This is a genomic window from Pseudoduganella flava (genome assembly GCF_007830495.1).
Taxonomy (GTDB): domain Bacteria; phylum Pseudomonadota; class Gammaproteobacteria; order Burkholderiales; family Burkholderiaceae_D; genus Rugamonas; species Rugamonas flava.
Window position 1 is genome coordinate 1 of sequence record NZ_VLKW01000025.1, and the last position, 11571, is coordinate 11571.

Sequence of the window (11571 nt, forward strand, 5' to 3'; positions counted from 1 at the left end):
CCGTCCCGGACCCCTGAAGCTCAGTCCCAGGGCTGGCCTTGCAAGGCCAGCCCGTTCGGCCGGCGCGAGGCATGCCTCGCGAAAAAACTGTCCCATCTGCGCAAGCACCCAGGGCTGGCCCTGCAAGGCCAGCCCGTTCGGCCGGCGCGAGGCGGTGCCTCGCGAAAAGCGCGTCCCATCTGCGCAAGCATCCAGGGCTGGCCTTGCAAGGCCAGCCCGTTCGGCCGGCGCGAGGCATGCCTCGCGAAAAAACTGTCCCATCTGCGCAAGCACCCAGGGCTGGCCTTGCAAGGCCAGCCCGTTCGGCCGGCGCGAGGCATGCCTCGCGAAACCCCGGCCTCACCCCAGCCTCGTCCAGGCTTGGCCTTGCAAGGCCAAGCCGTTCGGCCGGCGCGAGGCAGTGCCTCGCGAATTCCCGGCCTCACCCCCCACAGCATCCACCGCAGCATCCACCGCCACCCTCCACAGCCACCTCGGCCAACGTCGCCGGCACCCCATGCGACCGCAGCGCGGCCTGCAACCTGCCCGGCGACGTCAACGCATCGTCATAATCGATCGACACCGCGCCCCGCGCAGTGGACAGCCGGACGGCCAGCACCCCGCGGGCGTTGCCCAGCGCCGCGGCGATCACCTGCGTGGTGGCCTGGTCCGGCGAGGTGTGCAAGGTCAGTTCAGTGGTTTGCATGAATTTCTCCTTCGTTGACATTGACCCCAGCGTAAACCGGCCGCCCACGGGCCTTCAACGCGAGCGCCGAAAAACATGATCCAGATTGTCTTTTCCGTGGCGCTCCTTGGCGGCCGGGGCGGGTGGGGAGAGAATGGAAACACTGAAGGGCAATCGAAGGAGAACCACCATGGCCTTGCTGACAATCGAGGAGCCGCTACCGATGGACACGCGCTCGACCAAATGGACCCACGCCCCGTTGTGGGCATTGGGCTTCCGCCCGTTCTACCTGCTGGCCGCCGGCTTTGCCGCGCTGGCGATTCCGCTGTGGCTCGCCGCCTGGTACGGCCTGCTGCCGCGTGCCGGCAACGTGAACCTGCTGTGGCACCTGCACGAGATGGTGTTCGGCATGGCGGTGGCCGTCGTCATCGGCTTCCTGTACACGGCCGGTCGCAACTGGACCAATCTCTGGACCCCGCGCCATGGCGCCCTGGCGCTGATCGCCGCCACGTGGCTGGCTGGCCGGCTGGCGATGCTGCTGGCGCCCGCACCGTGGGCGGCGCTGATCGACGGCGTGTTCCTGCCCGTGGCCACTGTGCCGTTCTGGCTCGTGCTGCGCCGCTCCAACAACCGCCGCAATTACTTCATGGTGCTGCTGCTGGCATTGCTGGCCGCCGCCAACCTCGCGTGGCACGCCGCCGTGCTGGGATGGGCGCCGTGGTCGCCGGCCACCCCGGTGCGGGCCGCGATCTTCGTGGTCGTGATGATGGAAGCCGTCATCGGCGTGCGTGTACTGCCGATGTTCACCCGCAATGGCGCACCGGGCAGCGCGCCGGTCGTGCGGGCCCGGCTCGACCAGGCCGGCCTGGCCTGCACGGCCGCCGCCGCGGTGGCGTGGATCGCCGGCCTGCAGAATGTGGCGCCGGCGGCGATGGCCGCGCTGGCCGCCGCCGCCGGCATCCTGACGCTGGCACGCCTGGCCGGCTGGGCACCGGGGCGCACGCTGGCCGTGCCGCTGCTGTGGATCCTGCACCTGTCGTATGCATGGATCGGCGCCGGCTTCCTGCTGCTGGCCTGCGCCGCGCTGGGGCTCGTCGGCACCAGCGCCGCGTTCCATGCGCTGACGGTGGGCTCGATGGCCGGCCTGATCGTCGGCATGATGTGCCGCACGTCGCTGGGCCATACGGGGCGGCCCCTGAAGGCCGGCACGCCCGAGGTGGTCATGTTCGGCGCGATCCAGCTGGCGGCATTCCTGCGCGTCGCCGCGGCGCTGGGCCCGGCCGCCCGCTGGCATGACGGGGCAATGATCGTGGCCGGTGCCGGCTGGACGGTGGCATTCGCGCTGTTCTTCCTCGTGTACCGCGCGCGCCTGTGCGCGGCCCGGATCGACGGCAAGGAAGGGTAAGGCGACGGCGCCATAGCGTTTGCGCCACAACGGGGCTTGAAAAGATTGCCCGGCGGCACAAAATACTGCAATATGACAGCTGTTCCCAGCCCCCGAGCAAATGTGTTGACCAACCCGTCGCCATCGCGACGGCCGGCGCGCCGCACTTTTGCGCGCGCCGACCCGTTCTGGAGCCCCCGATGAAACCCGAATCCGCCGAAGTGCTCGCCCCCGTCATTTCCGATGAAGAGGCGTTGACCTACAACCCGAACCGCCTGCTCGATGCCCTGATCGACATCATGCACCTGAAGAACGACGCGGCACTGGCGCGCGCGCTCGAAGTGGCGCCGCCCGTGATCAGCAAGATCCGCCACATGAAGCTGCCGGTCGGCGCGTCGCTGCTGATCCGCATGCACGAAGTGTCGGAACTGTCGATCCGCGACCTGCGTTACCTGATGGGCGACCGCCGCAAGAAGTTCCGCATCAGCCCGACGCACTTCAAGCCGGACGGCGCTACGCAATAAATCGATCGGCACGGCGCCCCAGCCACGCGGTATGCTGTACACCGCAAGGAGGATGGGATGGCCCACACGATCACACACCGCGGCATCTGCGACGCGTCCGCCGCCGTCGCGCTGGACGACGAGCGCTTCATTGCCGCCGACGACGAATCCAATGTGCTGCGGATCTACCGCTACGACGCGCCCACGCCCGCGGAACAACGCGACCTGAGCGCATTTCTCGCCACCGCCGACGGTGGCGAAGCCGACATCGAAGGCGCCGCCGAACTGGCGGGCCGCATCTGGTGGATCGCCTCGCATGGCTGCAACAAGGCGGGAGAGCCCAGCGCCACCCGCCGCCAGCTGTTCGCCACCGACCGTGACGGCCGCCCGCTCGGCGTGCCATACCGCCGCCTGCTCGACGACATGCTGGCGCATCCGCCGCTGGCACCGTTCGACCTGGCCATGGCCGCGCGCCTGGCGCCGAAGGAGCCGGGCGGCCTGTGCATCGAAGGCCTGGCGGCCACGCCGGCCGGCGCTCTGCTGGTCGGCTTGCGCAATCCGATTCCGTTTGGCTGGGCGCTGCTGCTGCCGCTGGCCGATCCGGCACCGCTGCTCGACGGCGGCCGCGCCGTGCTCGGCGCGTCGATGCTGCTGGACCTGGGCGGGCGCGGCATCCGCGCGATCGAATGGCATGACGACACCTATTACATCGCCGCCGGGCCGCCGGGTGCGGGCGACGACCATGCGCTGTATCGCTGGGGCGGCCGCGTCGGCGATGTGCCCGTGCGGCTGGACGTGCCCGGCCCGGCAGGCCTCCACCCCGAATCGCTGTTCTTCGACGGCGCCGGCACGCTGCACGTGCTGTCCGACGACGGCAAGGCGCAGCCGGGTGGCGTCAAGTGCAAGAAGCTGCCGGTGGAGCAGCGCACCTTCCGGCGGCTGGCACTGACGCGGGACGAGTGGCAGCGTCAGTCGGACGTGTAGTCCAATATCAGCAGTGCCGCGTCGCTCCACGAGCGGTCGGCAACCGGCACGGCGATCTGCCTGCCGTGCTTGACCGGCAGTGGCGCGGTACGGTCCCCCTCCGCCAGCTGCGCACGTGCCACCGGCCGCTCGGCCGTCAGGCCATAGCCGCCGCCCTTGCGCGGCGCGCACCAGTCGATGCCGCCGAGCGCGCTGATCGCCAGGCTGCCGGCAAAACCGATGACTTCCTTCGCCATCGCCATCTTCACGCGGCATTCGAGCCGCAAGTCGCCCAGCCGCCGCGCGTTGGGCGGCAGGCCGGGCGTGCGCACGTCTGGCTGCGGCGTGCGGTTGCCGTCGAACTGGCCGGCGTTGCGGTTGACGGCCAGCCGTGCGCCGCGCGCCGCCTGCATGCGCGGTGCGCTGAAGTAGCCGTCTTCGCCCAGCGGCACAGGCGTCAGCGTGTCGCCCTCGTCCAGGGTCAGCACCACGTTGTTCAGCCGCGTCACGCCGTCCGCCAGCAGCAACCGGAAGCGCAACACGGCCTGCGGCGCCAGCGCGCGCTCGTCCTCGAACCTTGCGAGGCCGGCGGTCAGCGCGCTGTAGGGCCAGCCAAGTGCGATGCGCGTGCCGGGGACGATCACGGTGGCGGGTTCGGACGGCGCGTCCGGCGCCGCATGGGCGGGCAGGCGGGCCAGCGCGAGGAGCAAGGGCAGGGTGGTTCGCATCGGTGCACGCGAGATGGATAATCCGCCATTCTCGCGCAGGCCGAGGCACCGCGGTGCGCAAGGCGCTGAGCGATTCCCCATCAGAAGCGGTACTTCAGCTGCACGTACACCTGCCGGCCCGATACGTCCAGCTTCTGCTGCTCCTCTTCGCTGTAGCGGTACTGCGCCCGCTTCGTGTTGGTCAGGTTGGTCGCATCCACCACGAGGATCAGGTTCGGCGTCACGTTGTAGTTCACCGAGGCGGCCAGCGTCGCGACGCCCTTGGCCATCGTCGGCGCCGTCGGCATCGCCACGCCGTTGATGACGCTCATGCCCTGGCTGTTCGCGGTCGGCGACGGCGCCGTCGTGCTGCTGACGTATTTGCCGCGGTAGTTCCACACGAGCCGGGCGCTCATGCGGTCGTTCTCGAAATAGCCGCCCAGGTTGCCCGCCCATTCCGAAGCGCCGACCATCGGCCGGCCGTCGTCGACCTTCGTCTTCGCGCGGCTGACATTGCTCGTGAAGCCGAAGCTGCCCCACAGCGGCTGTTCGTACGACAGCTCGATGCCCTTGATCCGCGCGCCCTGCTGCGACGACGAATTGACGAAGAACGTCTTGACGGTGTTGTCGCGCGGGTCCACCAGCTGCACGGTCTCGCCCTGCGTCACGGTGCCCGTCTTCACGTAGCCGTCGATCTTCGAGTGGAACAGGTCGATCGCCACCAGTGCGCGCGGCTTGAAGTACCAGGACCACGACACGTCGACGTTATCGGACGTCAGCGGCCGCAGGCCCGGGTTCGGCCCCGTCACTGTACAGCCGTTCGCGTTGCACGACGGTGTGCCGAAGCCGGAGCCCAGCAGGTTGTAGTTCTGCCGGCCGATCGTGCGGCTGGCGCCGGCCCGCAGGTACATGTCTTCCTGCACGGCGTAGCGCACGTTCAGGCTGGGCAGCCAGTTGTCGAACGTGCGCTTGTTGGGCGTCTTGTAGTAGATCAGGCCCGCGTTCGGGTCGAACGGCACGCCGTCGTAGTACGTGCTGCCGTCGCCGGCCGTCGTGATCGCGGTCGGGTAGGCGGCGCACGTGACGGCCGGCTTGCCTGGCTCCGTCTTCTGGCAAGCGCCCGCCGGCACGGGCGTGACGATGTCGGCGTCGATGCGGGTGCGCACGAAGCGCACGCCGACGTTGCCGCTCCATTTGTCGCGCTCGAAGCTCTGCATCATGTAGAACGCATACTGGCGCTCGCGCATGTCGATCTCGTTGACGACGCGGCGCTCGAACTCCGGCGTGGTGTCCTTGATCGCACCGGCGACCCAGTCCTTCAGCGCCTGCGGCGTGAAGTAGAAGCCCGTGTTGTCGAAGCTGCCGTCCAGGTCCTTGCCGAAGTCCGCCGGATAGGCCACGTAGCCGGCCGGCGACGACGTCCACGTCGCATCGCGGAACGCCGGCGACCAGCGGTTCGACTGGCGCTTGTGGTCCGCATAGCGCACGCCCGTTTCGAACGTCGTCAGGAACCACTTGTCGACCTTGTACTCGGCATCGAGCTGGCCGCTCGACTCGCGGTCCACCGTCTTGATCGACGAGACGGTGCGGCCCACCATCGCATAGCCGCTGCCGTCCGGATTGAGGCCGGGGCGGTTCTCGCCGGCGCCCAGGTACTGCACGAACGGCGCGTTGTCGACGCCGTCCAGGCTGTAGCGCACGCCGGTGCCGTAGCGGGCCCACGTCGTGCCCTGGTCGCGCGCCGTCTTGCCGACGCCGCGGGTCGTCGACAGCAGCGTTTTCAGGCGCAGGTCGTCGTTCACGCGCCAGTTCGCATCCAGGTCGAGAAAGCCGCTTTCGGCCGTCGCGCCGTCGCGGTAGAACGCTTCGGAATTGCCGACGTATTGCGGCGTCGTCCCGTCGGGGAACACGATGTCGGCGGATTTGAGCACCTTCAGCGGCTGGCCGTACATCGTGGTCTCGTTGACGATCACGGGATTGCGGATCGTCGCGTAGACGCGCTGGCCGTTGGAGTTCGTATTGATCGCCGTGGCTCCCACGCCGCCCAGCGGATCGGCCTTCCCGAGCAGCATGCTGTACATCGCGCCGGACGTCAGCCGGCCGTAGTTATTCGCCTTCATCTTCGAGTAGAAGCCCGTCGCCGTCACGTCGATCGCGTAGTTCGGCTTGTACTGCAGCGACACGAGGCCACCCTTGCGGTCGCGCACCCCTTCGACGAATTCCGAACTCATCGAGCCGGGCATGCGCACGCCGTTCAGGTCCGCCGCCTTCAGGCCGGTGCCGGCCAGCGACGCATCCGTGATGCCCAGCATCGTGCCCGTGTTGATGACGTCCCAGCCTGACGAGGCGCCGTACGCAAGCCGCGACACGGAATCGCGCCGTACGTAGCGCTTCTCGGCGAACACCTGGGCGATGGCGCCGAACGTGCCGGCATCGTTCTTCCAGTTGACGCTGGCGTTGAAGTCCGGCGCAGTCTTGCCGGGCAGGTCCGCATACGTCAGGCCGCCCTGGATCACGCCTGACAGCTTTTCCTTCTGCGCCAGCGGTTTGCGGGTCGTGACGTTGATCGTGCCCGCCAGGCCGCCGTCGACGAGATTGGCCACCGACGTCTTGTAGACGATCGCCTGGTTCAGCACGGAAGAGGGCACCAGCGACAGGCTCGTGCTGCGCGACGACGAGCCCTGGTCGGCCACGTACCAGTCGGCCGTGCTGACGGCGTGGCCGTTGAAGATGATCAGCGACATGTCCGGATTGGTGCCGCGCATCGACACCTTTTCGGCCTCGTCGTAGTCGGTGCGCACGGCCACGCCGGCCAGGCGCTGCAGCGAATCCGCCAGGTTCTTGTCCGGCATCTTGCCGATGTCCTCGGCCGTCACCACTTCCACGTTCGCGGTCGCGTTGCGCTTCACATTGAGCGACTTGGCCATCGACGCGCGGATGCCCGTCACCTCGACCTTCTGCATCTCGCCCTCGGACTCCTGCGCCCCGGCCATGGGTGCCAATGCGGCCACCGCCGCCGCGACGGCCGCGGCGAGCGCCTTCTGCCTGATGTTTGCCATGCTCTCTCCCTTTATCGATACCGGTTCAAGACCGCTTTTCACCGAGTATGGGACAGAAGTAGCAAAATGAACAATGGCAAACCTTTACGAGACCATAGCTTGGAGGAATGGCCTGGGCCGGTTATATTGCCGCTCTACGACAGTCGAAGGAGATCCGATGCGCCCGTACGCCGTCCTGCCCGTGATATTCGCCGCCGCGCTGCTGGCCGGCTGCACCCCGAGCCAGCAGGGGCCGTTGACGGACCGGCAGCTGGCAGCCAAGCCGCTGTACCGGATGACGCCGCAGGAAGTGGACCGGTACATCGCCTACATGCAGAGCGCCGAGCCGGACCTGCGCAAGCGGATCGCCGCGATCGGCCGGCAGAACATCGGCCAGCCCTACCTGCTGAACCTGCTGGGCGAATACCCGTACCAGCTGCACGACACCCTGCCGATGTTCAGCCTGACGAACAGCGACTGCGTTGTATTTTCGGAACACACGTATGCGATGGCGCTGTCGCGCAACTGGGAGGAGTTCTTCTGGATGCTGCAGCGGATCCGCTACAAGGATGGCGTGATCGGCGTGGCGACGCGCAACCACTACACGGAGCAGGACTGGAACGTCAACAACGCGTGGCTCGTGACGGACGTCAGCGCCCGGCTGGCCGGCCCGGCCGCGGCGACCTACGAGCTGACGGTCGACCGCGGCACGTTCCTGCGCACGCGCCACAACACGCAGGCGGACTTCCCCGTCACGACGAGCACGGAAAGCTATGTGCCGAAGGAGCGCGTGCACGACGTGCTGGCGCAGCTGGCGGACGGCGACTTCGTCAACGTGATCTCGACGAAGGGCGGCAAGTACTGGGCCTCGCACGTGGGCCTGGTGGTGACGGCCCCCGACGGCAGCCGCCATTTCCTGAACTCGGCCGAGCCGCAAGTGCGCGAAGAAACCTTCGATGCGTTCATCGCCCGCACCGCCGAGCGCACCGCGCGCCAGGAAAAGGAAGGCAGGGAGCCTACCCGGCTGGCCGGCTTCAAGTTCCTGCGGCTGAACGACCCGATCGACGTGCCGCCGATGAAGGCGCAGCCGCGGCCGTAAACGGCAAAACCGGTGCGGGCACCGGTTTTGAACGCGTCAGCGGCGTGAAGTCGCACATAGCGGCGGCGCTACATGGGTCTGTCCCCGCACGGGGACTGACCCTGGTTTTTAGCGGGAGGCATCGGCAAACTCCTCCACGCACCACCGATCACTGCTTGTTCAGCAGCGAATTCTTCCGCGCATACGTGAAGTAAATCACCAGCCCGATGACGAGCCACACGCCAAACGCGATCCACGTAATGGCCGACAGGTAAGCCATCAACGTCAGGCAGAACGCCACCGCGAGCAGCGGCACCACGGGCACGCCCGGGCAGCGGAACGCGCGGTGCAGGTCGGGGCGCTGCTTGCGCAAGATGATGATCGCGATCGACACCAGCGAGAACGCGGCCAGCGTGCCGATGTTGATCAGCTCCGTCAGCACGTTCAGAGGAATCAGCGCGGCGAGCAGGCCGAAGATGATGCCGACCATCCACGTGGCGAAGTACGGCGTGCCGTGCTTCGGGTGGATCGACGACAGGCGCTTCGGCAGCAGGCCGTCGCGCGACATCGCGAAGATGATGCGGGTCTGGCCATAGGACATCACGAGGATCACGGTCGTCATGCCGAGGATCGCGCCAAGGTCGACGAAACCGGCCACCCAGTTCTCGCCCGCGTACTTCAGCGCCAGCGACACCGGGTGGTCGACGCCCTTGAAGTTCTGGAACGGCACGATGCCCGTCATGATGGCCGACACGACGACGTACAGCACGGTGCAGCCGGCCAGCGAGCCGATGATGCCGATCGGCAGGTCGCGCTCGGGGCGCTTGACTTCCTCGGCGGCCGACGTGACGGCATCGAAGCCGATGAACGCGAAGAACACGATCGCGGCGGCCGACAGCGTACCCGTCATCCCGAACGGCATGAACGGCTGCCAGTTGGCCGGCTGCACGTGGCGCGCGCCGACGACGATGAACAGCAGCACGACGCCGACCTTGATCGCCACCATCACGTTGTTCATGCGCGCCGATTCGCGGATGCCCCACGACAGCAGCATCGTCAGCACCAGCATGATGACGAACGCGGGCAGGTTGAAGTAGGTGACGACGCCCGGCAGCGCGCCCGGTGCGGCCGACAGTGCCTGCGGCACGTGCAGGCCGAAGCCGGAGATCAGCGACTGGAAGTAGCCGGACCAGCCGACCGACACGGCCGACGCGGCCAGGCCGTATTCCAGCATCAGGTCCCAGCCGATCATCCAGGCGACCAGTTCACCCAGCGTGGCATAGCTGTAGGTATAGATCGAGCCGGCTACCGGCACGGTCGAGGCGAATTCCGCGTAGCACATCGCGGCAAAGCCGCAGGCGAGGGCGGCAATGACAAAGGAGATCGTGAGCGCAGGGCCGGCCGTCAGCGCGCCGGTACCCGTCAGCACGAAGATGCCGGTACCGACGATGGCGCCGATGCCCATCAGGATCAGGTCGAAGGGGCCCAGGACTTTTTTCAACCCGCCGGGCGCGCGGCTCGCCGCGACCATCGCGTCGAGGTTTTTGGTTCTGAAAATGCTCACTGCTTCTCCAAGTTGTGTTGGTTTTGTCTCCGTGCCGTGCGTTGCCGGATAGGCCCGCAGCGGTTTCTATTTGTTGCACGGCAGCAAGCCCTGCGGGGCCTGTTGCCGCCGCATACTAGCACACGGGGAGAAGCGTGAATATGTGTTAAGGAATTGTCAGCGAGGAAAGTATCGTGCTGACAACAGTTGGCGGAAATGTCGGGGGAAATCAGTGCAGCAGGCGGCCGCGGCTGTCGACGTAGCGGATGTGTTCGCGGCCGGTGTCACGACCCATCTCGCGGCCCGCTTCCCGGTCCAGTTCGATGCCGGCGTGGCGCTGCGCCGGTTGCGGGGCGTGGCCACCGGCCCGCTCGCTCTCAGCCATCCGGTCCAGCCTCGCCTGCACCAGCCGGTGCCACGCGCCGACCCATTTCGAGGCCAGTGCGCTTTCTTCCGCCGAACTCGCGTACAGCGTCCGTTCCACGGCGCGTTGCTGGCGTTGCAGGGCATAAGAGACTTTGAAGAGGCTGTTCATGAGTGCTTTCGTCATCGGGTAGCCGGCGGGAGTGCCTTGAAACGTATTCTCCGGTATCCGCAGCGCTTTGAATGTGCGCCAGTTCACGTAGGACTGAGATTACAACAGTCGGTGTTCCTGTACTACATGCAGTCCTACCCTAGTCCGACTGTCAAAACCAGGGCTCAGCAATAAAGTGTGGGAAACGATAACGCACAGGACAACGACAATGTACAAGACCACGCAAACCGATGCCGCCGCCCTGCCGGGCTCCATGATCACGATCCCGAAGGCCCCGCGCGCCAAGGCTGCGCCTCTGGGGATCTGCGTCACGGGCGTCCAGCAGAACGAACTGCTGCGCGCGCTGCCGCAGGATGAGCTGGAACGCCTGATGCCGGAGCTGGAACTGGTGGCATTGCCCGTGGGCAAGCACCTGTATGATTTCGGCGAAAAGATCGAGTACAGCTACTTCCCGACGACGGCCATCGTGTCGCTGCAATACGTGAACGAGGATGGCGTCACGACGGAAATCGCCGTCGTCGGCCGCGAGGGTGTGGCCGGCGTGGCGATGTACAAGGGCGAGCGCGCCAGCAACACGGCCGTCGTCCAGGCCGCCGGCTACGGCTACCGCCTGCGCACCGATGCGCTGCGCGCACTGTTTGCCGAAGGTGGCATGCTGGCCCAGCAGCTGATGCGCTACACGAGCTGCCTGTTTGCCCAGCTGGCCCAGAACGTCGTCTCCAGCCGCCACAGCAGCATCGAGCAGAAGCTGTGCCGCTGGCTGCTGGAACGCCTGGACCGCTCGCCGTCGAACGAGCTGAAAGTCACGCAGGAACTGATCGCCAACCTGTTGGGCGTGCGCCGCGAAAGCATCACCGCCGCGGCCGGCAAGCTGGCCGGCGACGGCTTGATCCAGTGCCGCCGCGGCATGGTCGTCGTGCTGGACCGCGAAGGCCTGGAACGTGGCGCCGGCGCCTGCTACTTCGCCGCGCGCGGCATGGCTGCGCAGGCGATGCACAGCAACCACTGAGCGGCGCGCACTGCGCAGCAAATGAGCCGGCCATGTGCCGGCTTTTTTTGTCCGCGCTGTTCGCGTTGGCTGAGCTTTCATCCCGGAACGGAACTTATCGCAGATATTACGGTCGCTCCTGCTGCCGGGGTGCAACGGCCGCCCGCA

The 11571-nt window shown here is 67.1% G+C and carries 10 protein-coding genes; 5 read left to right on the forward strand and 5 right to left on the reverse strand.

Features of this window, described 5'->3' with window-relative positions:
* Positions 1-421 precede the first annotated feature (421 nt).
* Positions 422-685, reverse strand: coding sequence for a hypothetical protein (locus IP92_RS29615; protein ID WP_145882296.1), 264 nt, complete (start codon positions 683-685; stop codon positions 422-424).
* Positions 686-854: 169 nt separating this feature from the next.
* Between IP92_RS29615 and IP92_RS29620 the strand changes: the two genes are divergently transcribed.
* The 3 genes from IP92_RS29620 to IP92_RS29630 all read left to right on the forward strand — a co-directional run bounded on the left by IP92_RS29620 (position 855) and on the right by IP92_RS29630 (position 3535).
* Positions 855-2069, forward strand: coding sequence for an NnrS family protein (locus tag IP92_RS29620; protein WP_145882298.1), 1215 nt, complete (start codon positions 855-857; stop codon positions 2067-2069).
* Positions 2070-2248: 179 nt separating this feature from the next.
* Positions 2249-2572, forward strand: coding sequence for a hypothetical protein (locus IP92_RS29625; RefSeq protein ID WP_145882300.1), 324 nt, complete (start codon positions 2249-2251; stop codon positions 2570-2572).
* A 57-nt stretch (positions 2573-2629) separates the two neighbouring features.
* Positions 2630-3535 (forward strand): DUF3616 domain-containing protein, encoded by a 906-nt coding sequence (locus IP92_RS29630; RefSeq protein ID WP_145882302.1) that lies wholly within the window; start codon positions 2630-2632, stop codon positions 3533-3535.
* Here IP92_RS29630 and IP92_RS29635 read toward each other — a convergent pair.
* Entirely contained in the window at positions 3520-4242 is a 723-nt protein-coding gene (locus tag IP92_RS29635; protein WP_145882304.1) for a hypothetical protein, read from the reverse strand. The two genes, IP92_RS29630 and IP92_RS29635, sit on opposite strands and share 16 nt — an antisense overlap.
* A gap of 80 nt (positions 4243-4322) precedes the next feature.
* Positions 4323-7280, reverse strand: a complete 2958-nt coding sequence (locus tag IP92_RS29640) for a TonB-dependent receptor (RefSeq protein ID WP_145882306.1) — start codon at positions 7278-7280, stop codon at positions 4323-4325.
* Between the two features lie 157 nt (positions 7281-7437).
* On the opposite strand from IP92_RS29640, the gene IP92_RS29645 reads away from it, so the two are divergent.
* Positions 7438-8358, forward strand: a complete 921-nt coding sequence (locus IP92_RS29645; RefSeq protein ID WP_145882308.1) for an N-acetylmuramoyl-L-alanine amidase-like domain-containing protein — start codon at positions 7438-7440, stop codon at positions 8356-8358.
* 148 nt (positions 8359-8506) lie between these two features.
* On the opposite strand, the gene bcaP is transcribed toward IP92_RS29645, so the two are convergent.
* Together bcaP and IP92_RS29655 are read right to left on the reverse strand one after the other, a co-directional pair.
* Entirely contained in the window at positions 8507-9901 is a 1395-nt protein-coding gene (bcaP, locus tag IP92_RS29650) for a branched-chain amino acid transporter BcaP (protein ID WP_145882310.1), read from the reverse strand.
* A gap of 208 nt (positions 9902-10109) precedes the next feature.
* The gene (locus IP92_RS29655; protein ID WP_145882313.1) at positions 10110-10415 is read right to left on the reverse strand and encodes a hypothetical protein; all 306 of its coding nucleotides are present in this window, start codon (positions 10413-10415) and stop codon (positions 10110-10112) included.
* Between the two features lie 253 nt (positions 10416-10668).
* Between IP92_RS29655 and IP92_RS29660 the strand changes: the two genes are divergently transcribed.
* Positions 10669-11424 (forward strand): Crp/Fnr family transcriptional regulator, encoded by a 756-nt coding sequence (locus tag IP92_RS29660; protein ID WP_229419041.1) that lies wholly within the window; start codon positions 10669-10671, stop codon positions 11422-11424.
* The last annotated feature ends 147 nt before the right edge of the window (positions 11425-11571 follow it).